Genomic DNA, 25,690 nt, shown 5'->3' on the forward strand with positions numbered 1-25,690 from the left:
TCCGCGGGGCGGGCGGAGCCGGCTGCCGCGCCGGGAGCCCCGCGGATCAGCGCACGGGTTGCGGCGCGCGGCGCGAGGGAGCCTCGGGCCCGCGAGTCGCGAAGAGCGGCATCGCCAGGTGGACGAGCGGTCCGATGCCCAGGGCGAACACGACGGTGCCGACGCCCACGGTGCCGCCGAGGAGCCACCCCAGCACGAGCACGGAGCCCTCGACGGTCAACCGGCAGGCCCAGATCGGCCAGCCGAATCGGCCGTGGAGGCCGGTCATGAGGCCGTCGCGCGGGCCGGGTCCGAAGCGTGCGCCGATGTAGAGACCGGATGCAACGGCCACCAGGACGACGCCGCCGACGAGCATGAGCGCCTGGAGCCAGAAGACGTCGGGGTGGGGGAGGACGCCCAGGGCCAGCTGAAGACTCGTGCCCACGAGCAGGATGTTGGCGATCGTCCCGACTCCGGGCTTCTGGCGCAGCGGGATCCACAGCAACAGGACGCCGAGCCCCACGATGTTGGTGATCCATCCGATGCCGACGCCCGTCACCCGGGAGAGCCCCTGGGCGAAGACCGTCCACGGGTCGACGCCGAGCCCCGCGGCGACGGTGAGGGCGCAGCCGAATCCGTACAGGACGAGACCGACCAGGAGGCGGGTGATGCGAGAGGACATGTGGAGATCCAATCATTCGATTGGCCGGGTGCGCCGATGCCAATTCGGCTAGCGTGGCCCCATGGATTCCCGTATCTCCGCTCGGGCCCTCGCCGCCGCCCTCGGAGGATGGCGGGGGAGCTGCCCCGCGTACGAGTCCCTCGCCGACGGCGTTCGCCTGCTGTGCCTCGACAACCGACTGGCGCCGTCGACGGCCCTGCCGGCGGAGCGTGAACTCGCCGCCGCGCTCGCGCTCAGCCGAACGACGGTCGCCGCCGCCTACCGCAGCCTGCGTGACACCGGACACATCGAGAGCCGCCGGGGAAGCGGCAGCGTGACCCTCCCGCTTCGTCGGAACGACCCCGGCCGCCTCGACGCGGATGACGCGACCATCGACCTGCAACAGGCCAGTCCCGCCGCGTGGCCGGGTCTGCCCGGCGTGATCGCGGAGGCGCTCGGGAACGCGCACGCGCTCGTCGGGCGGATCGGCTACGACGTGGTGGGCGACCCCACCTTGCGCGCCCGCATCGCGGACCACTACCGCCGGCGGGGCCTGCCCACCACGGCGGAGCAGATCCTTGTGACCACCGGCGCGCAGAGCGCCATCCACCTCATCGCGTCGGTGCTGCTCAATCGCGCCGATCGAGTGATGCTCGAAACACCCACCTACCCCCACGCCGCCGACGCCTTCCGCAGGGTCGGGGCCCGCCTCATCGGCGTCCCCGTCGACAGCGAGCACGGCTGGGACATCGAGCGCGCCGAGCAGAGCTTCGCCCGAGCACTGCCCTCGATGGCGTACCTCATGCCCGACTTCCACAACCCGACGGGGCGCACGATGACGGAGTCCGAGGCCACGAGCTTCTTCTCGGGTGCGCGCAGCGCGGGCACGCTCATCGTCGTCGACGAGACGACCGCGCAGCTCGACATCGACCGCCACGGCCCACCCGCGTCGTTCCCCGACGACGACCGCGTCATCCGCGTCGCTTCGCTGGGCAAGACGGTGTGGGGTGGCCTGCGTGTGGGCTGGGTGCGGGCCGCCCCCGACATCGTGAGGCGACTCGCGAGCGGCCGCCCCGTGCACGATCTCGGTACGCCCGAGCTCGAACAGGCGATCGCCACCGCCCTGGTGCCCCGGCTCGACGAGATCGCCGCGCAGCGCGGGGAGGTGCTCCGCGCGGGGCGCGACAGTGTGCGGGAGGCGCTGCGCCGCACGTTCCCGGAATGGGAAGTGCCCGACGTGCACGGGGGCGTCTCGCTGTGGGTGGGGATCGGCGAGCCCCTGAGCACGCCGCTCGTCATGAATGCACGGGCACGGGGTCTGGCGCTGTCGGCCGGCTCGCGCTTCGCCGTCGAGGGTGGGCACGATCGCAAGCTCCGCGTTCCGTTCACCGCGCCCCCGGCGACGCTCGAACGCGCCGTCGACATCCTTCGCGCCGCGTGGGACGACGTGCGAGGTGGGACGACCGTGTCCGCCCGGGAGGACTTCGCCACGGTCGTCTGACCCTCGCGGGCGCCGAGGCTCAGCGCGTGTAGCGCAGGCACTCGACGGCATCGGTCGACGACCAGAACTCACCCAGACGGCGGAAGTTTCCCGAGGCCGTGTGGAAGCGCTCAGCCGCATACCGCCACCCGCCGTCGGCGGAGACGGCACGGATGTGGCCGACCACGAGGCCGCGCGGATCGGCGATGCGCCAGAGACCGGCGGCGACGTGGGTCGCCGCGCCCCACCCCGCCGGGCGCGGGGCCGGGGCGAGATCGTTCCACAGTGCGGTGCTCATGCCCACACGGTACGACCGACCTCCGACATCGGCTCCGGTGTGCTCGCCATCTCTCCTCCCCAGACGCCGAAGCCTCGCCACCGTCCACGGAACGGGCCCGCAGGCCCCCGCGGGCAGGGCCGACACGGACATCCTGAGCGTGGCTCCGGCATCCGTCGGGCACACGGATGCCGGAGCGCACCCCACATCGAGAGGACACCCCCATGAGCGACCACATCACACTGATCGGCAACATCGTCGGCGATCTCGAGCAGCGCACCACCCGCGGGGGCGGACCCGTCGCGGCTTTCCGCCTGGCCGTCGGAGAACGCCGCTTCGATCGCGAGAGAGGCGAGTGGACCGATGGACACACGAACTACTACGCCGTATCGGTCTTCGGCGAGTTGGGTGCGCACGCCCTGCAGTCGCTGCGCAAGGGAGAGCGCGTTCTCCTCGCGGGCCGGCTGCGGCTGCGGGAGTGGGAGACCGAGACCAAGCGCGGGGTGAGCGCAGACGTCGTGGCCGACGCCATCGGCCACGACTTGCGCTGGGGGGTGTCGCATTTCGAGCGCACCCCGAAACCGTCGGCCGGTGACGATCGTGCCGCCGAGCCGGCAGCGGGAGCCGATGCCGCCTGGGCGGTACCGGGGGCCTCGCCGGAACGCCACGGGGCCACGGCCGATCCCGCGACGGACCGCGCCGAGGCCGGACGATCGGCGACCGAGGGGCCGGTTGAGGCCCCTACCGTCTCGGGTGGTGAGCCCCGATCCGGGCTGGCGGTCCGGAGATCCGGGGCGGTGGTGGGGGAGCCGGAGGCGCTGGCGCGGCGGGAGGAGACGCCGTTCTGAGTGGCGGGCGCGGCTGTTCGGAGCCGCCCGACGGGGTCCGTAGACTCGGTGCCGTGTCCCGCCTCCTCGGTCGATCCCTCGCCGCTCTGACGCTCGCGGCAGCGCTCGGTCTCGCCGGGTGCGCGGGCGGCACGACCGATACCGAGCCATCGGCCCCCGCCGTCTCGGCATCCGAGTCGGCCACCGACGCGGGGGGCGCGTCGTCGCCGAGCGCTTCGGATGCCGCCTCGCCGGGCGCGACGGCGGCCGGCAGCGACGCCCAGCAGCGCCTGCCGTTGTTCTCGCAGACGGTCGCGGCGGTCTGGTCGGGGCCCGACAGGGTGTCGGGTCGCGCGTACATCGACGCGCTCACGGCGGCGGGCTTCGACAAGGGCTCGATGCAGGTGACCGCGGATCAGTCCACGATCGGGAACGCGGCGGAGAGCATCGAGTTCGCGGTGCGCATCGGAGACGAGTGCCTCGTCGGGCAGGTCGGACCCTCGATCGGCGATCCGGTCGCGACGGTGCTGCCCGGTCTGTCCTCGGGCGGCTGCCTGATCGGCCAGACGCGCACCATCAACTGGTGAGGAGGGCCGCGAGTCCCGGTGAGGCGGCATGGCCTCCGCGTGGGCCTCGCTCCGTCTCCTCGCGGCCCGCACACGTCGGTGGCGACGGCCGCCGCCCCTAGACTGGACGTGATATGGCCGAATACATCTACTCCATGGTCCGTGCCCGCAAGGCTGTGGGCGACAAGCTCATCCTCGACGACGTCACGATGTCGTTCCTCCCCGGTGCCAAGATCGGCATGGTCGGCCCGAACGGTGCCGGTAAGTCCACGATCCTGAAGATCATGGCCGGTCTCGACAACCCCTCGAACGGCGAGGCGCGGCTGAGCCCCGGCTTCACCGTCGGCATCCTGATGCAGGAGCCCGAGCTCGACGACAGCAAGACCGTGCTGGAGAACATCCAGGACGGTGTGGCCATCAAGCCGAAGCTCGACCGGTTCAACGAGATCTCGGCCCTCATGGCCGACCCCGATGCCGACTTCGACGCTCTCCTGGCCGAAATGGGCACCCTGCAGGAAGAGATCGATGCCGCCGACGGGTGGGACCTCGATTCCCAGCTCGAGCAGGCGATGGACGCCCTGCGCACCCCGCCCGCCGACGCCTCCGTCGTGCCGCTCTCCGGTGGTGAGCGTCGTCGCGTCGCGCTGGCGAAGCTCCTGCTGCAGAAGCCCGACCTGCTCCTGCTCGACGAGCCCACCAACCACCTCGACGCCGAGAGCGTGCTCTGGCTCGAGCAGCACCTGAAGGCCTACAAGGGTGCGGTCATCGCCATCACCCACGACCGGTACTTCCTCGACAACGTCGCGGAGTGGATCGCCGAGGTCGACCGCGGTCACCTCTACCCCTACGAGGGCAACTACTCGACGTACCTCGAGAAGAAGGGGCAGCGCCTCGACGTCCAGGGCAAGAAGGACGCCAAGCTCGCCAAGCGCCTCAAGGAGGAGCTCGAGTGGGTGCGCTCGAACGCCAAGGGTCGACAGGTGAAGTCCAAGGCCCGTCTGGCGCGCTACGAGGAGATGGCTGCGGAGGCCGAGCGCACGCGCAAGCTCGACTTCGACGAGATCCAGATCCCCGCCGGTCCTCGCCTGGGCAGCATCGTGATCGATGCGAAGAAGCTCGAGAAGAGCTTCGGCGACCGCTCGCTCATCAGCAACCTCAGCTTCAACCTGCCCCCGAACGGCATCGTCGGCGTCATCGGCCCGAACGGTGTCGGAAAGACCACGCTGTTCAAGACGATCGTCGGCCTCGAGCCGCTCGACGGCGGCACGCTCAAGATCGGCGAGACCGTCAAGATCAGCTACGTCGACCAGTCGCGGGCCAACATCGACCCCGAGAAGACGCTGTGGGAGGTCGTGTCCGACGGACTCGACATCATCACCGTCGGCAAGACCGAGATCCCCTCGCGCGCCTACGTGTCGAAGTTCGGCTTCAAGGGCCCCGACCAGCAGAAGAAGGCCGGGGTGCTCTCCGGTGGTGAGCGCAACCGCCTGAACCTGGCGCTCACGCTGAAGGAGGGTGGCAACCTGCTCCTCCTCGACGAGCCGACCAACGACCTCGACGTCGAAACGCTCAGCTCGCTCGAGAACGCGCTGCTCGAATTCCCCGGCTGCGCCGTGGTCATCACGCACGACCGGTGGTTCCTCGACCGCATCGCGACGCACATCCTCGCCTACGAGGGCACCGACGAGCACCCCGACCAGTGGCACTGGTTCGAGGGCAACTTCGAGGCCTACGAGGCCAACAAGGTCGAGCGTCTGGGCGCAGATGCCGCCAACCCGTCGCGGTCCACCTACCGCAAGCTCACGCGTGACTGACGCAGAAGCGAACCCGGGCTCGGGTCCCGATTCATCGGGGCCCGAGCGCCTGCACGTGCCGATCCACCTGCGGTGGGGAGACCTCGACGCGCTCGGGCACGTCAACAACACCTCGATGCTCAAGCTCCTCGAGGAGGCACGCCTGCGCGCCTTCTGGCGCGGCGACGGCGAGGGTGAAGCGCTGCCCACCGCCGTGTTCGACATGAGCGTGCTCGAAAGCGGCGGGGAGCGCGCCACGCTGATCGCACGCCAGGAGATCGAGTACCTGCGGCCGGTGCCCTACAGCCAGCGTCCCCTCGACGTGCGCATGTGGATCGGGACGATGGGCGGTTCCAGCGCCGACATCTGCTTCGAGGTGTTCAGCCCGGTCGGATCGCAGCCCGTGCTCTACGCCCGGGCCACGGCCGTCGTCGTGCTGGTCGACACCGCGACCGGTCGCCCGATCCGCTGGAGCGAGGACGAACGCACCGCGTGGGCGCCCTACGTGGGCGACCCGATCGAGTACCGCCGTCGTCCCGGGCGCGGCTGACCTCTCCACCTCCACCGACGCCGCTCCAAACCGACGTCGCGTGCCTCAGTCGCGCGGCACCCGCACCATGACCTCCTGGGCCACGCTCGCCACGAGCACTCCTTCGCGCGTGTAGATGCGCCCGGTCGCGAGACCGCGTCCACCACGGGCGTTCGGCGACTCCTGCACGTACAGCAGCCAGTCGTCGACCCGACCCGGCCGGTGCCACCACATGGCGTGGTCGAGGCTCGCGACTCGCAAGCCCGGGGCGTTCCAGGCGACCCCGTGGGCGCGCAGGATCGATTCCTGGATCGTCAGGTCGCTGAGATAGGCCAGAGCCGCGCGATGCACCGCCGGATCGTCGGGCAGGGCGCGACGTGTGCGCATCCATACGGCCTGCCGCGGAACGTGGGGACCCTCGACCGCCGTGTAGACCGGCGACGGCACGTGCAGCACGTCGACCGGACGCTCGGTGAACATGCGCCGGCTGAGCGGGTGCAGGCCCTCGGGATCGAACGGTTCGAGCTCCTCGGGTTGCGGGATGCCGACGGGCAGGGGCTCCGCGTGTTCGAGTCCCGCGTCGTCGTCCTGGAACGACGCGATCATCGAGAAGATGGGCACGCCCGACTGGAAGGCCTGGGTTCGGCGCGTGGAAAACGAGCGCCCGTCGTGGATGCGATCGACCGAGAACGTGATGCCGTCGGCGGGGTTGCCGGGGCGCAGGAAGTAGCCGTGCATCGAGTGCACCGTGCGCTCCGGTGGCAGCGTCCGGGAGGCGGCGACGACCGACTGGGCGAGCACCTGCCCGCCGTAGACGCGCCCGGAGGGCATGGACTGCGACACTCCGGTGAAGATGTCTTCCGTCGTGCGGGCGCCGGCGTCGCGGAGGTCGAGGACCGCGAGCAGCGACGCCACGGGATCGAGGGCGTCGTTCACGCGGGCTCCGTTCCGGCGCGACGAGTGCGCACCACTTGCTAGTTTAGGGCGGGTGTCCGCGCGCCTGTTGTTCCCCGACCCGCAGGCGGCAGCCGACCTGCTGACCTTCTCGTCCCGCACCATCCGTCTCGGCGACGGAACGGTGCGCCTTCGTGCCGAAGGCGGTGTGCTCGTGGCCACGGCCGCCCCTCTGGCCCCGCGCGGTCTCCTCGATGCGACGCCGACGGTGCTCGGTCTGCGGGTGTCGGCGATCGACCCCGAGCTCGAGTGCGACCTGGTGGTCGACGCCGCCGCTCTTCTCCCCGCCCCCGATGACGCGGCGGCCGTGATGCTCCCCGACACCGCCACCTCTCCGGCCTGGGCGGGAATCTCGCCACCCCGGTCCGGGTGGGAGCAGACGGATGCCATCGACGCCGCCGTGCTGGCATCCCGGGCGCAATACGGGGTCGCTGCCGTCGCCGACGCGCTTCCCGCCGACGCGGGGGAGGACGTCGTGCGCGTCATCCGGGCGCAGGTGTGGGGCCAGCCCGACGAGGCGCTCGGCGGTCTCCCGCTCGGTACGGCCTTCGCCGCCTTCGCGCTGGGATTCATCGCGGGCTCGGAGGAGGCGCCGGTGCGACGCAGCGGGGCGTGGACCCGAGTGAGCCTCGTGCGCGGCCACGTTCTCGTGCGCGGACCCGTGCGGTCGGGGCTCACGGCGGTGCGCGCCACCGGGAGCTGACCCAGCGGGCGCATAGGCAGCCGGCCTACGCTGGGTCGGGCAAGGGGAGTACTCCCGACGCGACGTATCCGTCATCACGGGCCCACGGTTGGGTCCCGGGTGCGTCGGCCCCGCGGGGCGGAGGAGACCTTGACGTCGCGGCAGCATGCCGCCCGTCGAAGGTGTCCCCATGGTCTCGTTCTCCCGTCTGTTCGATCTCGCCTCGAAGGCCGTCGACAAGGCGTCGTCCTCGTCGTCCTCCTCTCCCGCGCATCGGGGATCCACGCCCGGTGGGGGTCGCGACTGGCGCGACATGGTGCGCTCCGCGGCCGACGCGGTGACCGGTGACGGACGCCGCGAGCCGGGCGTGCCGCCCGTGACCGCGCACGACGCCGACCGTCTCGCGGCCCCGGCCGCCCCTCCCGCCGCGGGGCGCCCCACGGCCGGCCGCTACGCGCCGACGACGGGCGGTGACTCGGCGCTGTCGGCCGAGGACCGCGCCGCCATCGCCCGCTACGACTACCTTCTTCGCACCGCCGACCCCGATCGTGTCGAGCAGATGCACCGCGACGCCTTCGCTCGCCTCACCCCGCAGCAGCGTGCGCACGTGCGGGAGCGGATGGATGCCGAGCTCGCTCCCCACGAGCGTCCGCGCTCCGATGCGCCGGATGATCTCGCGCGTACCGCCGCTCGGGCCGAGGCGGCACGCCCCGGTCGCCTCTCGTCGCTGTTCGCGCGCGCCGGCAAGACCGGACTGGTCGGCGCGGGCGTGGCGGGGGCGGGCGGTCTGCTCGCCGCGGTGGCGGGGGGCGCGGTGATCAGTGCCGTCGCGGCGCCCCTCCTCGCCGAGGCCGGTCAACTCGGCGTCGATTTCGCAGGGCTGGCCGAGGGCGTCGACCTGGACGCGATGGCATCCGGTGTCGACCTCGGTGCCGCGGGCGAGTGGGCCGGCGGGGCGCAGGATGCCGTCTCGGGACTCGGCGATCAGCTCGGCGGGTTCGGCGACCGGCTGTCGAATCTCGACCTGCCCGGCTTCGGCGAGTTCCTGGGCCGCTGACCAGGGACGCCGTCCGCTCGCCGGCTGCCTTCGCGTGAACGTGCGGCGGGAGTCGGCGTGGGGGGCAGCGCCACCGGCACGGGTAGCGGAACCGCCGGCGATGAGCCGGCGGCGTCGCGCGGCCGGCCTCGCCGCCGCTGTCAGTCGCCCGCGCGGATCGGCAGGCCGGCGTCGGGGCGCCCGCCCTGCTGCGGGCCGATGCCACGGGGCTCGAAGGTGTTGACCATCGCGTAGGCCGCCCGCTCCAGGTAGTCCCACAGGGGGGCCTCGAGGACCGGCGGCAGAGCAATCTCGTCGACGGCCGCGCGCATGTGGCGCAGCCACCTGTCGCGTGCGTCGGGGTCGACGTGGAAGGGCATGTGCCGCATCCTCAGACGCGGGTGACCACGGGTCTCGCCGTAGGTGGTCGGGCCGCCCCAGTACTGCGCGAGGAACAGGGTGAGCCGCTCGGCGGCGGGGCCGAGGTCTTCTTCGGGATACATCGGCTTGAGCACCTCGTCGGAGGCGACGCCCCGGTAGAAGGCGTCGACCAGACGGCGGAACGTGTCCATTCCGCCGACCTGGTCGTAGAAGCTGACCGGCTCGGTCACGTGGTCTCTCCCTCGTCGGCACGGACGGCCGGGGGTGTGGGCTTGGGCTGATCGGCGCCGGGGGCGTCGGGCAGATCGAGCACCGCGGTGGGTGTGTCGTCGCGGACCGTCGTCTTCGTGGTGACGGGGGCGGGCTTCTTCGTGACGGACGCCTCACCCGCGGCCGTGTCGGCGACGCGGTTCGAGCCGGTGCGATCCTCCACCGTCTCGGCCACCGACAGCTTGCGCGCGCGAGGCCGCCACCGCGGACGATCCCCGGGCGTCGCGACCGGCGTCTCCTTGGTCTTGGGCGGGTGCGCGCCGCGCACGCTCTGGGCGCCCTCGGCGCCCGTGAGCACGATGGAGTTCAGCTGCGGCAGGGCGATGCCCATGTCGTCGATCGCGCGCTTGAGTCGTGCTCGGAGTTCCCGGGCCACGTCGTCCTTGGAGCTCGAGCGCGTCTTCATCACGAGGCGGATGACCAGGGCGTCACCGCTGATCGATTCGAGACCCCAGATCTCGGGTTGTTCGATGATGCGCGAGCGCCACTTGGGCTCCTTCCACATCGTCTTGGCCGCGGCGAGCATGGCCTTCTCGACGTCGTCGATGTCGGCATCCACGGGGACGGCGAGGTCGATGATGACGCGCGACCAGCCCTGCGACATGTTGCCGATGCGGGTGATCTCGCCGTTGCGCACGTACCAGAGCGTGCCGTTGACGTCGCGCACGTGGGTGATGCGGACGCTGACGAATTCGACGATGCCGGTTGCCAGGCCCAGGTCGACGACGTCGCCGATGCCGATCTGGTCTTCGGCGACGATGAAGATGCCGTTGAGCACGTCTTTGACGATGTTCTGGGCGCCGAAGCCGAGGCCGGCGCCGACGGCGGCGGTGAGCAGAGTGAGGGAGGCGAGCGCGTTCGGAGCGACGATCCCGGCGATCCACACCAGCGCCACGATCACCAGCACGACATTGACGATGTTCTGCAGGATCGTGCCGAGTGTGCGGGTGCGCTGCACCAGGCGCACGGCGCTGAGCGGGGAGCGGTCGAGGGCCTGCGTGTCGTCGACGCGCGCCTTGCTCTTGGCGCCGTTGACGATGCGGTCGACGACACGGCGGATGATGACGCGCAGGATCCACGCGGCGACCGCGATGCCGATGATCACGCCGACCACCTTGAGCATCGTCCCGCCGAAATCGAGCAGGCGGGCGCCGAGCCACGTCCAGAAGTCGATACTCGTGACGTCGGCGGGGGGTGCGGTGGTCGACGGGGAAGGGGTCGGTTCGGGGGCTTCGGCGAGAACAGACATCGCACTCAGACTAACGACGGATGCCTCGGCGCCGGCTGAGCGTCGAGGCATCCGTGCGGAAGGCGCGGGTGGGGAGGAGGGTCAGGCGTCGCGCGAGCGCAGCACGACCCACCCGAGTACCAGCGGCACGAGCGCCCATGCGGCCATCGCGATCGCGGACGGGCCGAGGTCTGTGGCGCCCGGGGTGGTCAGGGCGGCGGAGGCGTTCATCGGCAGGTACTGCGCGCTGTCGAGGATCCACTGCCACCGCTCCCCGGCGAAGCTGAACAGGCTCACCACGATCGGCAGCACGAACAGCACGCCCACGGTCGCCGCGATCGCGCCGGCGCCGCTGCGCAGGAGGAATCCGAAACCGAGCCCGATCACCGTGAAGGCCACCATGGAGACGACGCCCATCGCGAGGGGGACGATCGAGGTCGAGGGTGTCGACCAGTCGATCTCGGCGCGCACCAGCGGGGCGGTCACGAGCACGGCGATCACGGAGGTGACCCCGGTGGTCGCCGCCATCACGCACGAGACGACGAGGGCCTTGGCCAGCACCACGGCGCCTCGCCGGGGCTCCGCCGTCAGCGTCGAACGGATCATCCCGGTCGCGTACTCGCCGGTGATGACGATGGCGCCGAAGATCCCGGCCACCAGCATCGTGAACGGGATGGGCGCGAGCACGACCATGGTGGGGGAGACACCGCTGCCGAAACCGCTCGAGGCGATGGCAATCAGGAGGGAGATCCCCACCGAGAGGGCGATGGTGATGCCGAGCGACCACCACGTCGAGCGCAGGGTGAAGACCTTGATCGTCTCGCTGCGCAGCAGGTGCGGGAAGCTCAGGCGCAGGGGGCGGATGTGCGTGGCGCGGCGGGGCGCCGAGGCGAGGGCGGTCATGCGATCTCCTGGGTCTTGTACTCGACCGAGTCATCGGTCAGGGCGAGGTAGGCGTCTTCGAGAGAACCCGTCCGCGGTGTCAGCTCGTAGAGGGGGATGCCACGGGCGGCGGCGAGATCGCCGACGATCTGCGCGTTGACGCCGGTGATCTGGGCGGCGCCGGGCTCGACCGCCGTGATCGTGGCATCCGGGGTCTGCAGCGCCGCGATGAGGTCGTCCAGGCGCGGGGAGCGCACCAGGAGCGTGGTGGTGGTACGGGAGCCGACCAGCTCCGCGAGCGGCGCGTCGGCGAGCACACGCCCTCGACCGAGGACGATGACGTGGTCGGCGGTCTGGGCCATCTCGCTCATGAGGTGGCTCGAGAGCAGCACCGTGCGCCCCTCTGCGGCGAGATGGCGCACGAACTGGCGGGCCCATCGCACGCCCTCGGGATCGAGCCCGTTCACGGGCTCGTCGAGGATGAGCGTGTGCGGATCGCCCAGCAGCGCGGTGGCGATGCCGAGCCGCTGGCCCATGCCCAGAGAGAAGGCCCCGGCGCGCTTGCCCGCGACGGAGGCGATCCCGGTGAGCTCGATGACCTCGTCGACGCGGGAGCGGGGGATGCCGTGCGTCGCGGCGATCGCGCGCAGGTGGTCGCGCGCGGAGCGGCCGGTGTGCACCGCCTTGGCATCGAGCAGCACGCCCACCTCGGTGAGGGGCGAGCGCAGGTGCCGGTAGTCCTGGCCGCCGACGGTGACCCGGCCGGCCGAGGGGCGATCGAGACCGACGATCATGCGCATCGTGGTGGACTTGCCCGCGCCGTTCGGTCCGAGGAAGCCGGTGACGCGGCCGGGCGCCACGGTGAAGGAGACGCCGTCGACCGCCGTCTTGGCGCCGTACCGCTTCGTGAGGTTGTCTGCAACGATCATGCCTCCACGCTAGGAAGGGCACCCCGCGCCGGTCGTCCTCCCCGGGGATGACCGTGGCCGTCGGGAGGATGACCGGAAACGACGAATGCCCCCTCCCGCGGGGGAGGGGGCATCCGATCAGGCGTTCGCCTCAGGCGTCGCGCTCCTGCACCGCGAGGGCGCGCTCGACGCCGGCGAGGTTCTCGCCCACGAGGCGGCGGAGGGCGGGGGCCGCGTCGGCGTTCTGCGACAGCCACGCGCGCGTCGCGTCGCGCAGCTCCCGGTTCGCGAGCGCGGCGGGGTACAGACCCACGATCAGGTACTGCGCGATCTGGTAGCTGCGCGACTCCCAGATCGGCAGCAGCATCGCGAAGTACGGCTCGACGAAGTCGGCCAGCACGTCGACCGTCGCGGGGGTGGTGAACCCGGCCGCCGTCGAGCGCACGATCGTGTTCGGCGCGTCGGTCCGCTCGATGAGCGACGCCCACGCCTCCTGCTTCGCGTCGTGCGAGGGGAGCGCGGCCTTGGCCTGGGCCGCGAACTCGCCACCCTTCGAGGTGTTGTCGGCAGCGCGTGCGCCGTCGATGTCGGCGGCGGTCACCGCACCGGCCGAGGCCAGCGAGATGAGCAACTGCCACGACAGGTCGGTGTCGACCTCGAGACCGTCGAGCGCGATGTCGCCGTCGCGCAGGGCCTTCACGGTCTCGGCGTGCGCCGGGGTGGAGGCCGCCGACGCGAAGGCGGTGACGAACTGCAGCTGGCTGTCGCTGCCGGCCTCCGCCGCCTGGGCGAGTTCCCACAGGCCGTCGGCGACGCGCTCGCGCGCGGCGTCGCGGGTCGCGGGGGCGACGTAGGAGTTCGCGGCGAGCTGCAGCTGCGCGAGCGTCGTGCGCACCGTGGTCGACTCGGTCTCGGAGCCGATGTTGCGCAGCACGAGGTCGAGGTAATCGGTGGCCGAGGCCTCGGCATCCCGGGTCTGATCCCAGGCGGCGCCCCAGACGAGCGAACGCGCGAGGGGGTCGGAGATGTCCTTCAGGTGCGCGATGGCCGTCGCGAGCGAACGCTCGTCGAGGCGGATCTTCGCGTAGGCCAGGTCGTCGTCGTTGAGGAGCACGAGATCGGGACGACGGATGCCGCGCAGCTCGGCGACCTCCGTGCGGTCGCCGTCGACGTCGAGCTCGATGCGGTGCACGCGCTCGAGCGCACCGGCATCGTTCAGGGAGTAGAAGCCGATGCCGAGGCGGTGCGGGCGGATCGTGGGGTAGTCGGACGGGGCCGTCTGCACGATCGCGAAGCGCGAGATGGTGCCGTCGGCGCCCTCCTCGATGAGCGGGGTGAGGGTGTTGACACCCGCGGTCTCGAGCCACTTCTTCGCCCAGTCGCCCAGGTCGCGACCGCTCGTGGTCTCGAGCTCGGTCAGCAGGTCGCCCACCTCGGTGTTGGACCACTGGTGCTTCTGGAAGTAGGACGCAACGCCCGCGAAGAACTGCTCGATGCCGACCCACGCGGCCAGCTGCTTCAGGACCGACCCGCCCTTGGCGTAGGTGATGCCGTCGAAGTTGACCTGGACGTCTTCGAGGTCGTTGATCTCGGCGACGACCGGGTGGGTCGAGGGCAGCTGGTCCTGGCGGTAGGCCCAGGTCTTCTCCATCGCGTTAAAGGTCGTCCAGGCGGCCTCCCACTCGGTGGCCTCGGCGGTGGCGATGGTCGACGCCCATTCGGCGAACGACTCGTTCAGCCAGAGGTCGTTCCACCACTTCATGGTCACGAGGTCGCCGAACCACATGTGCGCCAGCTCGTGCAGGATCGTGACGACGCGGCGCTCCTTGACGGCATCCGTCACCTTGCTGCGGAACACGTAGGTCTCGGTGAACGTGACCGCGCCCGCGTTCTCCATGGCGCCGGCGTTGAACTCCGGCACGAAGAGCTGGTCGTACTTGGCGAAGGGGTAGGGGAAGCCGAACTTCTCCTCGAAGTACGCGAAGCCCTGGCGGGTCTTCTCGAACACGTAGTCGGCGTCGAGGTGCTGCCACAGGCTCTTGCGGGCGAAGACGCCCAGCGGGATGACGCGGCCGTCGGCGCTCGTCAGCTCGCTGTAGGTGGCCTCGTAGGGGCCGGCGACCAGGGCGGTGATGTACGACGAGATGCGGGGGGTGGGAGGGAAGTCCCAGCGCGCGACGTCGTCGGTCACGGCGACGGGCTCGGGCGTGGGGGAGTTGGAGACGACCTTCCAGCGCGCGGGGGCGGTGACGGAGAACGTGAAGGCGGCCTTGAGGTCGGGCTGCTCGAACACCGTGTACATACGGCGCGAGTCGGGCACCTCGAACTGCGAGTAGAGGTAGACCTCTCCGTCGACGGGGTCGACGAAGCGGTGCAGGCCCTCACCGGTGTTGGTGTACTCGCAGTCGGCCTCGACCACGAGTTCGTTCTCGGCCGCGAGGTCGTCGAGCGCGATGCGCGAGTCGGCGAACACGGCGGCGGGGTCGAGCGAGCGACCGTTCAGCGTGACCGCGTGCACCTGGCGGGCGATGAGGTCGATGAACGTCGACGCGCCCTCGGTCGCGGCGAACCGCACGACCGTCCGGGAGGAGAACACCTCGTCTCCGCGGGTGAGGTCGAGCTGCACGTCGTACTCGTGCGTGTCGACGATGGCACGGCGCTCCTGCGCTTCGATGCGGGTGAGGTTTTCTCCTGGCACTGGCGTCTCCCGGGGATGAGGGTGGGATCGTCGCGGATGACGCTCCGGCGCGGGTCACGACGGACGCCGTCGGCGACGATGGCAACTGGATAAGCCTAGTCACGAGATAACCGGCGTCCAGGCCCATCGGGCAGGTGGGAGGATGTGATCGTGAGCACGACCGACACGGACACCAGCCCTGAGACCGTCCTCTACGCGTCGCCCGCCGCGGCGTCCGGGCCCAAGTGGGTCGAGACGCCGGTGGCCTACGACGGCATCCTCCTCGCCGGCTTCGGCGGGCCCGAGGGACAGGACGACGTCATCCCGTTCCTGCGCAACGTCACGCGCGGGCGCGGCATCCCCGACGAGCGCCTCGAAGAGGTGGCCCACCATTACCGCCACTTCGGCGGGGTGAGCCCCATCAACCAGCACAACCGCGAGCTCAAGGCCGCGTTGGAGGCGGAGATCGCCAAGCGCGGTCTCGGTCTGCCGGTCTACTGGGGCAACCGCAACTGGGAGCCCTACCTCGAGGAGGCCGTGACCGAGGCGGCCGAGGCCGGCGACACCACCCTGCTGGCGATCGCGACCAGTGCCTACAGCTCGTTCTCGAGCTGCCGCCAGTATCGCGAGGACTACGCGCGTGTGCTCGAGTCCACCGGGCTCGGCGAGACGGTCACCATCGACAAGGTGCGCCAGTTCTTCGACCACCCCGGCTTCGTGTCGACGTTCGTCACGGGCGTGACGGAGGCCGTGTCGGCGTACGTGGCAGACGGCATCGCCCCCGAGAAGATCCGTGTGCTCTTCTCGACCCACTCCATCCCCACCGCCGACGCCCAGCGCTCGGGTCCGCGCGACGTCGACTTCGGCGAGGGCGGTGCCTACGAGGCGCAGCACAAGGCCGTCGCCGCGTTCGTGATGGCCGAGGTCGCCGCAGCCGTCGCCGACGTGGAGTGGGAGCTCGTCTACCAGTCGCGCTCGGGCCCGCCCACCCAGCCCTGGTTGGAGCCCGACGTCAACGACGTCATCGCCGACCTCCCCGCGCGCGGTGCCGAGGCCGTGGTGATCGTCCCGCTGGGGTTCGTGAGCGACCACATGGAAGTGCTCTGGGATCTCGACACCGAGGCGATGGAGGCGGCCGAGGAGGCCGGCATCCGCGCGGTGCGCACCCCGACGCCCGGGATCGACCCCGCCTACGTCTCGGGGCTCATCGACCTCGTCGAGGAGCGCCTGAACGGCACGCCCAAGACCGAGCGTCCGCACCTCACCGACCTGGGGCCCTGGTACGACGTCTGCCGCCCCGGCTGCTGCGAGAACATCCGCGCCGGCTTCAAGCCGGTCGCCGCGGGTCTGCGCCCCTGACCGCTCTCGACGCCGCCCGCTCCCCACGGGGAGCGGGCGGCGTCGTCGTGCGCGGGAGAGATCGGGCGGGAGCAACGGTGCGGCGCGGCCTCGCGAGGGGACGGCCGCGCCGTCACACACCGGCCCGATGTCGACGACCCTCAATAGGATTGGCGCATGCGCATCCACATCGGCACCGATCACGCCGGTCTCGAGTTCTCCACCCAGATCCAGCACCACCTCGCCTCGCAGGGGCATGAGGTCGTCGACCACGGTCCGATCGAGTACGACCCGCTCGACGACTACCCCGCGTTCTGCATCCGTGCGGCCCAGGCGGTCGTCCGCGACCAGGCGGCGGGTGTCGAGGCGCTCGGCGTCGTGTTCGGCGGATCCGGCAACGGCGAGCAGATCGCGGCGAACAAGGTGCTGGGCGTGCGCGCCGCCCTCGTGTGGAACATCTCCACCGCCGAGCTCGCGCGCGAGCACAACGACGCCAACGTCATCTCGATCGGTGCCCGCCAGCACACCTTCGACGAGGCCGCGTCGTTCATCGACCGCTTCATCCAGACCCCGTTCTCGGGCGAAGAGCGTCACGCGCGCCGGATCCACCAGCTCGCCGCGTACGAGCAGGACGGCGTGCTGCTGCCCGACCCGCGCGCGGGGGCGGCGGCTGATGACGACGCCGCGCGTGCCATGACCGACGCGAGCGACTCCTTCGACCCCGAGGCAGGCTGATGCCCGAAGGGCACTCCGTCCATCGCATCGCCCGGCAGTTCGACCGCAACATCGTGGGTCGAGCGGTGGCGGCATCCAGTCCCCAGGGGCGGTTCGTCGAGGGCGCGGCGGTGATCGACGGGCGCGAGGCGCTCGAGGCGCGCGCGGTGGCCAAACAGATGTTCCTGCGCTTCGACGGCGACGTCTGGCTGCGCGTACACCTCGGCATGTACGGCGCGTGGGACTTCTCGGGCGAGGTGGCGGTGGACGCCACCATCGCCTCCGCCAACGGCCGCATGGGTCACACCAACCAGCGCGGGACGACGCTCGATACGACCCCGATCCACGATGCCGCCGGCGAGAACTCCCTCAGCTCGATCGGTGCACCGCGACGGGCGCGCGTGCGCATGTCGGAGCAGACCACGGGTCTCGGTGACGAGGGCGAATGGCCGCCCCCGGTCGTCGGCGCGGTGCGCCTGCGCCTGCTGACCGAGACGACCTGCGCCGACCTGCGCGGGCCCACGGCGTGCGTGCTGCAGACTCCCGACGAGGTGGCGGCCACCATCGCCAAGCTCGGGCCCGACCCGCTCGTCGACGACGTGGCCGAGGGGGAGGAGCGCTTCACCGCGACGGTGAAGAGGAAGCCGACGGCGATCGGGCTGCTGCTCATGGATCAGGCGGTGGTCAGCGGCATCGGCAACGTCTACCGCGCCGAGATCCTTTTCCGCGCGCGGCAGAACCCGCACACCCCCGGGCGTGACGTGCCCGAAGAGGTCGTGCGCGGCATCTGGCGCGACTGGGTGCGGCTGCTGTCGATCGGCGTCGAGACCGGCCAGATGATGACGATGGACGACCTCGACGCCGAGGCCTACCGTCGCGCGATGGCACACCGCGACGATCGGCACTGGGTGTACCACCGGGCGGGGCTGCCGTGTCGTGTGTGCGGAACGACGGTGCTCATGGAGGAGGCCGCGGGGCGCAAGCTCTACTGGTGCCCGAGCTGCCAGGCGTGAGGGTGCGTTCCAGTCCGCGACGGGCTCGGGGCCCTCGCGGGGTGGCGGGGGCGTGCTCGGGGGCCGGGCTTCCGGCCGGACGCTGAGCCTGTCGAAGCCCACAGTGCCGGCGTTCTAGGCTGATCCGGTGCGTCAGAACCCCAGCTTCGCGATGACCGACGTCGGCGAGATCCGCCGTCTCATCGATCGTCACCCGTGGGTGACCGTGATCAGCCAGACCGCCGACGGTCTCGTGGCCTCCCACTACGCGATCATGCTCGACGACACCCGTGACGACCTCACGATCGTCGGGCACGTGGGCAAGCCCGACGACGCGATCCACGGCCTGGGCGAGCGCGAGATGCTCGTCGTCGTGCAGGGGCCGCACGGATACGTCACCCCGCGGTGGTACGGAGACGTGCCCGCGGTTCCGACCTGGAATTTCGTGTCGGCGCACCTGTCCGGCATCCCGGAACTGCTCTCACCGGAAGAGAACCTGCGCGTGCTCGAGCGGCTCGTCGATCGTTTCGAGGGCGACGACCACGACGCGCGAAGCCTGTACCGGCTGCCGAACGACGCGTCCTTCGTGGAGCGCCTGGAGCGGGGGACGGTGGGGTTCCGCTTGACGCCCACGCGCGTCGCGGCCAAGCGGAAGCTCAGCCAGAACAAGACGCCCGAGGTGGTCGAGACGATCATCGCCGGTCTGTCGCGGGAGGGCGGGACGCACGCCGAGCTCGCCGTCGAGATGCGCCGGGCCGCCGATGCCCGCCCCCGCGCATGATCGGCGAGAGCGTCGGCTTCGTCCGCGCCGTGCGCGTGGCGGGTCCGGGACGGGAGTTCCTGCCCACGGCTGAGCCCGTCGACGTGGTCATCGTCGGTGGACGCATCGCCGACATCGCCCCCACCGGCAACCTGCGTCCGACCGGGTTTGTGATCGAGGGCGATGGCGGCTGGCTGCTGCCCGGGCTGTGGGATCACCACGTGCACGTGTTGCAGTGGGCCCTCGCCGCCGACCGTGTGCCGCTCGGAGAGGTGGCGTCGGCGCGCGACGCGGCCGTCGTCATGGGTGCCGCCCCCGTGAGCGGCGGTCGGCGGATCGGTTCCGGCTTCCGCGACGGCCTCTGGTCCGACGCGCCGAGTCTCGAGCTGCTGGATGCCACGACCGGGGGCGTTCCCACCTACCTGATCAACGCCGATGTGCACAGCGTGTGGATGAACACCGCTGCGTTCTTCCGCGAGGGCTTCCCGTCGACGCCATCCGGGATGCTCGTCGAGGAAGACGCGTTCGAGATCTCGCGCCGCCTGAACGCCGTGGAGCCGACCGCGGCCGACGAGGCGGTCGAGCGCATGGCGCGCGCCGCGGCGACCCGCGGGGTCGTGGGCCTGGTCGACCTCGACATGACGTGGAACGACGAGCCCTGGCAGCGCCGCGCGGCGCGTGGCTTCGACGCAGTGCGGGTCGCGTACGGCACCTATCCGCAGCACCTCGATCGCGCGATCGCCGAGGGCCTGCGCACGGGCGACCCCGTGCGCGGCGGGGCGGGCGATCTCATCCGCGTGGGGCCGCTCAAGGCGATCACCGACGGCTCGCTCGGGACGCGCACCGCCGCGTGCGCCCATCATTACCCCGGGGAGGTCGGCAACCACGGTCTGCTCACCGTGCCGCCCGACGAGCTCGTCGACATGATGACGCGGGCGACGGCGGCGGGGCTGGAGTGCGCGATCCACGCGATCGGCGACGTGGCCAACGCGCACGCTCTCGACGCGTACGCCCGCACGGGAGCGGTGGGCACCATCGAGCACGCGCAGCTCGTGGCCCACGCCGACATCCCGCGTTTCGCGCGCCTCGGTGTGGCGGCGAGCGTGCAGCCCGAGCACGCCCTCGACGACCGCGACATGACGGATGCCATCTGGGCCGAGCAGTCGGCGCAGCCCTACCCCCTTCGAGCCCTCGCCGACAGCGGCGCGAACCTGCGCTTCGGTTCCGACGCGCCGGTGGCGCCGCTGGACCCGTGGGCCGCGATCGCCTCGGCGGTCTTCCGCACGCGGGACGGGCGCGAGGCGTGGCAGCCGCACCAGCGGGTCGACATCGACACGGCGATCGCGGCATCCACCGCGGGCGGATCCACCGCGCCGGCGGAGATCTCACCCGGCGCCCCGGCCGACCTCGTGATCGTCGGCATCGACCCGCACACGGCCGACGAGCGGGCCCTGCGCTCGATGCCGGTGCTCACGACGCTCCTCGCCGGTCGGGTGACGCACGGGGTCTGACCGGGCCCCGCGCTTCCCGCGCGGGTCGGTCCCTGGCACCCGGCGTGCAGGTCTCCGCCCTGTGCGAGGAGTCTTTCTCGATCGCCGCCGGGGCGCTCGACAGCAAACGACCCTCTCGGGCCCGCCGAGCGAGCGGGCACCGGGGACGACGAAGGGGGCGGTGCTGATGCACCGCCCCCTTCGGGAACCTTCTTACGCCGCGAGGTGCGCGAAGAGGAACCAGCGGTCCTTGTCGAGACCGCGCTTGATCTCGATCGCGACGTCCTGGCTCGACATGTCGATCTCGTCGAGACCCTCGATCGCGGCCTCGATGTCGACCAGCACGGCGTCGATGTCGGCGATGACGGCGCGGATGACGACGTCGGACTGCGCGAACCCGGCGGGCACCTCGGTGGCCTTGGCCTTGGCCGCCACGGTCGACAGGCGCGAGTCGACGGGCAGACCCAGGGCGACGATGCGCTCGGCGGCGAGGTCGGCCCAGTCCTGCGCGTGGGCGACGACGGTGTCGAGCAGCTCGTGCACGCCGATGAAGTTCGAGCCGCGCACGTGCCAGTGCGCCTGCTTGCCGTTGACGACGAGGGCCTCGAGGCCGATGACGACGGGGGAGAGGAACTGGGCGGTGCCGGCCGCCATGGTCGGGTCGACGGTGGTGGCGGCGGGGGTCTGTACGGTGCTCATATCTGCTCCTTGTCGCAGCGAACGAAGTCTGTTGAATGCAACGCTACTCACGCCGGAGCATTCCGCAAGCAAGATGAGGCTCGGCTAAATCCCCGGTGAGCAGGCAATCCTTACCTTCGTTCGGCTCGCCTCACACGCAGGGCGATGCCGAGGATCGTCGCCACCGCAGCCGCGACGACGAGGGGTGCCACCGGCGTCGCGCGCAGGCCCGTCCACGCCAGTGCCGTCGAGTCGCTCGGTGGGGCGGAGCCGGGGGGAACCACCGGTGCGGTGCTCGGGGCGTCGGTGAGCTGGACGACGGGGGTCACCGAGGCCTCGCCGCGACGCGAGACGTTGTCGGCCGTGGCATCCATGTGCAGCCCGACCTCGAGACGGAGGGTCTCTCCGGGAACGATGACGCCGCTCACCCAGTGATCGCCGGGTGGGAGCCGCGAGGCGCCCACGACAAGTCGGAGGGCGTCGGCGAGCGCCGCGTCGGCGGGGTCGGCGGACGGGGGGACCGCGTGCAGTCGCAGACCCGCGCGGACCGGGTCGCTGCTCGCGTTGCGGATCCAGACGACGGCGTCGGTCGTCGTCCCCGGCGTGAGCGCCCTCGGGCCGTCGAAGAGGACCACCGAGCCGTCGGCGACGAAGTGCACGCCGTCGTCGCTCACCAGCAGGCGCTCGAGCGGGCCGTCGCCCGTGACGGTCTCGCGCGTCGGGCTCGCCGCGTGGGCGGCGCCGGGCGAGAGCAGGGGAGCACCCGCGGCCATCGCGACGAGCAGCGCCGCCACCGCGGCCGCGGGCTTCCGCCGCCCCGCGCGGATGGCATCCCAGACGAGCAGCGCGATGCCGTAGCCGACGACGGCGACGCCGATGGCCGCGACGACCGCGCCGCGCTCGGCTCCACCGACCAGCACCGCGGGGTACCCAAGATACGGCACCGCCAGCACGACGGTGCCGCGCAGTTGTTCTCGCCGGACGGGGGGATCGTCGACGTCGTTCGCATCGCCGCGGGTGAGGAGCACCCGTTCCCCTCTGGTCATGCTCGTGGTGCCCACGACGCGATGGGTGACCACCGCCGGATCCCCCGAGCGGATCTGGTACGTGACCACATCGCCCACGCGCACGTCGTCGATCGGTGTGTCGCGCACGGCGATCATCGTCCCCGGCGGCATCCCGGGTTGCATGCTGCCGGTCAGCACCGTGTAGGTCTGCGCCCCCATCAGCAGGGGGATGACGACGTTGACGAGCGCGAAGAGCGACACCGCGATCAGCAGCACCGTCGCGGCGGCGGCGCGCGTGCGCGCCCATCCCCGTCGCCGCGGCGCGTGCTCGACCCGAGAGCGTCGGAGGTCGCGCCGGAGCGTCACGGCCGGCATCGCACACCTCCGAGAAGACCCGTGACGATGTTCGAGAGGCCGATGTTCTGGGCAGCGCTGGGTGCCGACGTCCACGCCCCGGTGCGGGCGGTGACGGTGACGTAGACCGTTCCACCCGTCAGCAGGTTGCCCAGCACCGAGGTCAGCAGGGTCAAGAGCAGCGTTCCCGTGACGTCGTAGCTCAGGCCGGGCTGATCGTCGACGAGCACGCGCGTGGTGGTGTTGGTGGTGTTGCCGATGACCACCCGGTACCCCGTGGCGCCGGTGACGGCGGGCCAGGAGATGCGGGCCAGGGGCGTCCCGGTCGTGATCGTCCGGCAGGTCGCCGCGGGTGCGGCCAAGACGCCGGCCGTCAGCGGCGTGATCGAGACGGTCGTCGAGACCTGCCACGCGGCCGTGGCGGGCGGGGCGACCAGGGCCGACGCGAGCGCGGCCGCGGCGACGAGCGCCAAAGACGCCCGCGCGGGCGCTCTCACGAGGTCACCTGATCGGCGGTGATCACCAGCAACGGGTCGATCGCCGTTCCCTGTCGCTCGTTGGGAGTGTTCGTGCTCAGCGTCACCCGGAGGCACAGCGTCACGGTCGCGCCGGGGTCCAGACCCCCGGCCGGCGCGTACACGCCGTTCGCCGGAAGGAGGATGCCGCTTCCGCACGCCCCCACGAACACCTGCGCCGTGACGTACGGCGAGAGGTCGGCCGGGACCCGTGGCGTGGCGGTGAGGCGCCACCGCAGGGTCGTGCCCGCGGCCCGGGTCTCGGTGACCTGCAGGAGAGCGGTGTCGGCCGACCTCCCCGGGTACAGCGGCACCCATCCCGACCAGTCGGTGCCCCACTGCGTCGAGACGTCGAGGGATCCGGATGCCAGCGGCCCCGCCGTCAGCGCGGCGGTGCTGCTCCACGAGGCATGGGCGGCGGCGGCGCCGGTTCCGAGAACCAGCGCCGCGGCGAGCACCGCGGCCCATCGCAGCCGTCGCGGGACGTCGTCGTCGCGCTTCGACATGGACGGCCCGGGTTCAGCTGGAGGCCTGCGTCAGCGAGAACGCAATGTCGTCGAGGTCGACGCTCTGGTTCGCGCCCACCTGGTCGGGCGTGGTCGGGTCGAAGGTGATGGTCAGCTCCGCCGTCGTGGCGCCGCTGTCGGCCGGCGTCACGCGGTACGTGTTCGCGCCCGTCGCGGTGCCGAACGAGTCGACCGTCAGCACGACGTCCAGATTGGTGCCGAGCGTCCCCGTGGTGAAGGACGACCCGAGCTCGGCGGTGAGGTCCGCGGCGATCGTGTCGCCGACCAGCGTCACGTCGAGGGGTTGCGTGAGGGTGAGCACGTCGCCGGGCACGATGCGCACGTCGGTCAGGTCGGTGATGGTCTGTGCGGCACCCACCACGCCCTGGAGCGTCCATGTGCCGGTCCCGAGTGACAGGTCGAGGTCGCCGGATTCGACGGGGCCGGAGGTCAATGCGGTCTGCGTGGACCAGTAGGCGTACGTTCCGCCGCCGCCGAGGAGAAGGGCGGTACCGGCGGCGACCGCGAGGATCGCCGTCCCCCGGCGCGAGCGTCGGGCGGGCAGGGCGGTGGTTTCGGTGGACTGCGACATGGTTTCTCCTGGAGCGGGTGCGGGGTGTGGCTCGAACCTAAGAGGTCCTCGAGCGTCGACCGCTACCGGTTCGCGCCCGCCCGCTACCGTCTCCGTCGCGCTCTCGGTAGTCGTCGGTAGCCCTCGGCAGCGCTAGCCTCGGCGCATGACGATCGCCCTCGACGCCTCCGTCCTCGCCCTGCCCGGCGCCGCGCCGACCGTGCACGAGAATGCGTTCGTGGCATCCGGGGCCCGCGTGGTCGGGGCGGTGACGCTCGCCGACGGGGCGAGCATCTGGTACAACGCCGTCCTCCGGGGCGACAGCGCGGCGATCACCGTGGGCGCGCGCAGCAACCTGCAGGACAACGTCTCGGTGCACGTCGACGCCGGCCACGGCGTGACGATCGGCGACGACGTGTCGGTCGGCCACAACGCCGTCGTGCACGGCTGCACCATCGGCGACGGATCGTTGATCGGCATGGGGAGCGTCGTCCTCTCGGGCGTCGAGATCGGGCCGGGCTGCCTCGTCGCCGGGGGAGCGGTGGTGCTCGAGGGCACGGTCGTGCCCGCGGGCTCGCTCGTGGCCGGCGTGCCGGCGACGGTCCGACGCGAACTCACCGCCGAAGAACGCGCGGGGATCCTCCGCAACGCGCAGACGTATGCGACCCACTCGGCGCGGCACGCGGCGGCATCCCCCGCGTCCGGCTCGTGAGGGCCGCCGGTCGGGTGCGCGCTCCCGCGGATCGAGCGCGGACGACAGCCCGCGCGTAGTCTCGCGGGATGCAGATCACGTCACTCGCGCCCGGTGAGGTCTTCGTCTTCGGCTCGAATGCCGCCGGAGCCCACGGCGGCGGAGCCGCGCGGTTCGCCCACGACCGCTTCGGCGCGGTCTGGGGCCAGAGCGAGGGACTGCAGGGCCGGTCGTACGGCATCGACACGATGTCCGGCCTCGCGGTCTTCCAGGATCAGGCGGCGCGGTTCCTGGCGTTCGCGGCCGATCACCCCGAGCTGCGTTTCCTCGTGACCGAGGTGGGGTGCGGAATCGCCGGCTATCGTCCGCAGCAGGTCGCCGGGTTCTTCGCGGGTGCCGGCGACAACGTGGTATTGCCGGAGTCGTTCCGCGCGCTCCTCTGACAGCGCGCAGACGCCCGGAGCGCAATCACCGGCGACGGCGGCGGGCCCGCGTGCGCCGGCTCAGCAGCCAGCATTCAGGAGATGGAGGGGCTGACGAGAATCGAACTCGCATCATCTGTTTGGAAGACAGAGGCTTTACCACTAAGCTACAGCCCCGGAAACCGCTGATTCTCGGGGGAATCAGGGAGTCGGACGTCACCACTCTACGACACCTCGACCGCTCTTGCGAACGCGCAGACGTCCATCCTGGGCGGGAAGGCCCCGCGGTCTTTCGCGCACCGAGCCGCCTGTGTCGGTCGAGACCGGGGCTCGCAGGCCGATCGACTAGACTTTCACCGGTCGTTTCGTCGAACGTGCTTCGGCGCGTCGCCCCGGGGCGTAGCTCAGCTTGGTAGAGCGCCCGCTTTGGGAGCGGGAGGCCGCAGGTTCGAATCCTGTCGCCCCGACGCAACGGCCCCACAGACCACAGGCCTGATCGGCCCCCGCGTGCGCGCGGGCCAC

The 25,690-nt window shown here is 71.4% G+C and carries 27 protein-coding genes and 2 tRNA genes; 15 read left to right on the forward strand and 14 right to left on the reverse strand.

Annotation, left to right across the window (positions count from 1 at the left end):
* Positions 1-46 precede the first annotated feature (46 nt).
* The gene (locus tag ACK4LS_RS01750) at positions 47-661 is read right to left on the reverse strand and encodes a YczE/YyaS/YitT family protein (RefSeq protein WP_409712468.1); all 615 of its coding nucleotides are present in this window, start codon (positions 659-661) and stop codon (positions 47-49) included.
* 61 nt (positions 662-722) lie between these two features.
* Here ACK4LS_RS01750 and ACK4LS_RS01755 point away from each other — a divergent pair, with 61 nt between their 5' ends.
* Entirely contained in the window at positions 723-2,141 is a 1,419-nt protein-coding gene (locus ACK4LS_RS01755) for a PLP-dependent aminotransferase family protein (protein ID WP_409712470.1), read from the forward strand.
* 19 nt (positions 2,142-2,160) lie between these two features.
* Here the strand turns inward: ACK4LS_RS01755 and ACK4LS_RS01760 are convergent, their stop codons facing one another.
* Positions 2,161-2,418, reverse strand: a complete 258-nt coding sequence (locus ACK4LS_RS01760; RefSeq protein ID WP_409712472.1) for a hypothetical protein — start codon at positions 2,416-2,418, stop codon at positions 2,161-2,163.
* 203 nt (positions 2,419-2,621) lie between these two features.
* Between ACK4LS_RS01760 and ACK4LS_RS01765 the strand changes: the two genes are divergently transcribed.
* The 4 genes from ACK4LS_RS01765 (at position 2,622) to ACK4LS_RS01780 (ending at position 6,133) form a co-directional block, all read left to right on the forward strand.
* Complete coding sequence (locus ACK4LS_RS01765; RefSeq protein WP_409712474.1) at positions 2,622-3,245, forward strand: single-stranded DNA-binding protein; 624 nt, start codon at positions 2,622-2,624, stop codon at positions 3,243-3,245.
* 53 nt (positions 3,246-3,298) lie between these two features.
* Entirely contained in the window at positions 3,299-3,811 is a 513-nt protein-coding gene (locus ACK4LS_RS01770; protein ID WP_409712476.1) for a DUF6993 domain-containing protein, read from the forward strand.
* A gap of 113 nt (positions 3,812-3,924) precedes the next feature.
* The gene (gene ettA, locus ACK4LS_RS01775; protein ID WP_409712478.1) at positions 3,925-5,604 is read left to right on the forward strand and encodes an energy-dependent translational throttle protein EttA; all 1,680 of its coding nucleotides are present in this window, start codon (positions 3,925-3,927) and stop codon (positions 5,602-5,604) included.
* Entirely contained in the window at positions 5,597-6,133 is a 537-nt protein-coding gene (locus tag ACK4LS_RS01780) for an acyl-CoA thioesterase (protein ID WP_409712480.1), read from the forward strand. The genes ettA and ACK4LS_RS01780 overlap by 8 nt, the downstream gene beginning before the upstream one ends.
* 45 nt (positions 6,134-6,178) lie before the next feature.
* On the opposite strand, the gene ACK4LS_RS01785 is transcribed toward ACK4LS_RS01780, so the two are convergent.
* A complete protein-coding gene (locus ACK4LS_RS01785; RefSeq protein WP_409712482.1) occupies positions 6,179-7,048 on the reverse strand; it encodes an acyl-CoA thioesterase in 870 nt (289 codons plus the stop codon).
* Between the two features lie 52 nt (positions 7,049-7,100).
* Here ACK4LS_RS01785 and ACK4LS_RS01790 point away from each other — a divergent pair, with 52 nt between their 5' ends.
* Positions 7,101-7,769, forward strand: a complete 669-nt coding sequence (locus tag ACK4LS_RS01790; RefSeq protein ID WP_409712484.1) for a hypothetical protein — start codon at positions 7,101-7,103, stop codon at positions 7,767-7,769.
* Positions 7,770-7,938: 169 nt separating this feature from the next.
* Positions 7,939-8,805, forward strand: coding sequence for a cation-transporting ATPase (locus tag ACK4LS_RS01795; RefSeq protein ID WP_409712486.1), 867 nt, complete (start codon positions 7,939-7,941; stop codon positions 8,803-8,805).
* 140 nt (positions 8,806-8,945) lie between these two features.
* Here ACK4LS_RS01795 and ACK4LS_RS01800 read toward each other — a convergent pair whose 3' ends face one another.
* The 5 genes from ACK4LS_RS01800 to pepN form a co-directional block, all read right to left on the reverse strand.
* Positions 8,946-9,395: a globin gene (locus ACK4LS_RS01800; RefSeq protein WP_409712488.1), complete on the reverse strand. Its 450-nt coding sequence runs from the start codon at positions 9,393-9,395 to the stop codon at positions 8,946-8,948.
* Entirely contained in the window at positions 9,392-10,684 is a 1,293-nt protein-coding gene (locus ACK4LS_RS01805; RefSeq protein WP_409712490.1) for a mechanosensitive ion channel family protein, read from the reverse strand. Before ACK4LS_RS01805 ends, ACK4LS_RS01800 begins: the two co-directional genes overlap by 4 nt.
* 81 nt (positions 10,685-10,765) lie before the next feature.
* Entirely contained in the window at positions 10,766-11,566 is an 801-nt protein-coding gene (locus ACK4LS_RS01810) for an ABC transporter permease (protein ID WP_409712492.1), read from the reverse strand.
* The gene (locus ACK4LS_RS01815; RefSeq protein ID WP_409712494.1) at positions 11,563-12,474 is read right to left on the reverse strand and encodes an ABC transporter ATP-binding protein; all 912 of its coding nucleotides are present in this window, start codon (positions 12,472-12,474) and stop codon (positions 11,563-11,565) included. Before ACK4LS_RS01815 ends, ACK4LS_RS01810 begins: the two co-directional genes overlap by 4 nt.
* A 130-nt stretch (positions 12,475-12,604) precedes the next feature.
* A complete protein-coding gene (pepN, locus tag ACK4LS_RS01820; protein ID WP_409712496.1) occupies positions 12,605-15,151 on the reverse strand; it encodes an aminopeptidase N in 2,547 nt (848 codons plus the stop codon).
* A 150-nt stretch (positions 15,152-15,301) separates the two neighbouring features.
* Here pepN and ACK4LS_RS01825 point away from each other — a divergent pair, with 150 nt between their 5' ends.
* The 5 genes from ACK4LS_RS01825 to ACK4LS_RS01845 all read left to right on the forward strand — a co-directional run bounded on the left by ACK4LS_RS01825 (position 15,302) and on the right by ACK4LS_RS01845 (position 20,445).
* Positions 15,302-16,489 (forward strand): ferrochelatase, encoded by a 1,188-nt coding sequence (locus ACK4LS_RS01825; RefSeq protein ID WP_409712498.1) that lies wholly within the window; start codon positions 15,302-15,304, stop codon positions 16,487-16,489.
* A gap of 156 nt (positions 16,490-16,645) precedes the next feature.
* Positions 16,646-17,203, forward strand: coding sequence for a ribose-5-phosphate isomerase (locus ACK4LS_RS01830; protein ID WP_409712500.1), 558 nt, complete (start codon positions 16,646-16,648; stop codon positions 17,201-17,203).
* A complete protein-coding gene (locus tag ACK4LS_RS01835) occupies positions 17,203-18,195 on the forward strand; it encodes an Fpg/Nei family DNA glycosylase (protein WP_409712502.1) in 993 nt (330 codons plus the stop codon). The genes ACK4LS_RS01830 and ACK4LS_RS01835 overlap by 1 nt, the downstream gene beginning before the upstream one ends.
* A 127-nt stretch (positions 18,196-18,322) precedes the next feature.
* The gene (locus ACK4LS_RS01840; protein WP_409712504.1) at positions 18,323-18,955 is read left to right on the forward strand and encodes an FMN-binding negative transcriptional regulator; all 633 of its coding nucleotides are present in this window, start codon (positions 18,323-18,325) and stop codon (positions 18,953-18,955) included.
* Entirely contained in the window at positions 18,952-20,445 is a 1,494-nt protein-coding gene (locus tag ACK4LS_RS01845; protein WP_409712506.1) for an amidohydrolase, read from the forward strand. The genes ACK4LS_RS01840 and ACK4LS_RS01845 overlap by 4 nt, the downstream gene beginning before the upstream one ends.
* A gap of 192 nt (positions 20,446-20,637) precedes the next feature.
* Here ACK4LS_RS01845 and ACK4LS_RS01850 read toward each other — a convergent pair whose 3' ends face one another.
* From ACK4LS_RS01850 to ACK4LS_RS01870, 5 genes are all read right to left on the reverse strand, one after another.
* On the reverse strand, positions 20,638-21,123 hold the full coding sequence (locus ACK4LS_RS01850; protein ID WP_409712508.1) for a Dps family protein: 486 nt from the start codon (positions 21,121-21,123) through the stop codon (positions 20,638-20,640).
* A 110-nt stretch (positions 21,124-21,233) separates the two neighbouring features.
* Positions 21,234-22,475, reverse strand: a complete 1,242-nt coding sequence (locus tag ACK4LS_RS01855) for a signal peptidase I (RefSeq protein WP_409712510.1) — start codon at positions 22,473-22,475, stop codon at positions 21,234-21,236.
* A complete protein-coding gene (locus tag ACK4LS_RS01860; protein WP_409712512.1) occupies positions 22,472-22,960 on the reverse strand; it encodes a hypothetical protein in 489 nt (162 codons plus the stop codon). The genes ACK4LS_RS01855 and ACK4LS_RS01860 overlap by 4 nt, the downstream gene beginning before the upstream one ends.
* Positions 22,957-23,484: a hypothetical protein gene (locus ACK4LS_RS01865; RefSeq protein ID WP_409712514.1), complete on the reverse strand. Its 528-nt coding sequence runs from the start codon at positions 23,482-23,484 to the stop codon at positions 22,957-22,959. Before ACK4LS_RS01865 ends, ACK4LS_RS01860 begins: the two co-directional genes overlap by 4 nt.
* Before the next feature lie 13 nt (positions 23,485-23,497).
* Positions 23,498-24,076: an alternate-type signal peptide domain-containing protein gene (locus ACK4LS_RS01870; protein WP_409712516.1), complete on the reverse strand. Its 579-nt coding sequence runs from the start codon at positions 24,074-24,076 to the stop codon at positions 23,498-23,500.
* Positions 24,077-24,221: 145 nt separating this feature from the next.
* On the opposite strand from ACK4LS_RS01870, the gene ACK4LS_RS01875 reads away from it, so the two are divergent.
* Together ACK4LS_RS01875 and ACK4LS_RS01880 are read left to right on the forward strand one after the other, a co-directional pair.
* A complete protein-coding gene (locus ACK4LS_RS01875; protein WP_409712518.1) occupies positions 24,222-24,767 on the forward strand; it encodes a gamma carbonic anhydrase family protein in 546 nt (181 codons plus the stop codon).
* Between the two features lie 68 nt (positions 24,768-24,835).
* Positions 24,836-25,189: a hypothetical protein gene (locus ACK4LS_RS01880; protein ID WP_409712520.1), complete on the forward strand. Its 354-nt coding sequence runs from the start codon at positions 24,836-24,838 to the stop codon at positions 25,187-25,189.
* Between the two features lie 82 nt (positions 25,190-25,271).
* Here ACK4LS_RS01880 and ACK4LS_RS01885 read toward each other — a convergent pair.
* Positions 25,272-25,345, reverse strand: a tRNA-Gly gene (locus ACK4LS_RS01885).
* 216 nt (positions 25,346-25,561) lie between these two features.
* On the opposite strand from ACK4LS_RS01885, the gene ACK4LS_RS01890 reads away from it, so the two are divergent.
* Positions 25,562-25,635 (forward strand) — tRNA-Pro (locus ACK4LS_RS01890).
* Positions 25,636-25,690: the final 55 nt, after the last annotated feature.

This window comes from Microbacterium sp. (assembly GCF_046295495.1).
Lineage (GTDB): Bacteria > Actinomycetota > Actinomycetes > Actinomycetales > Microbacteriaceae > Microbacterium.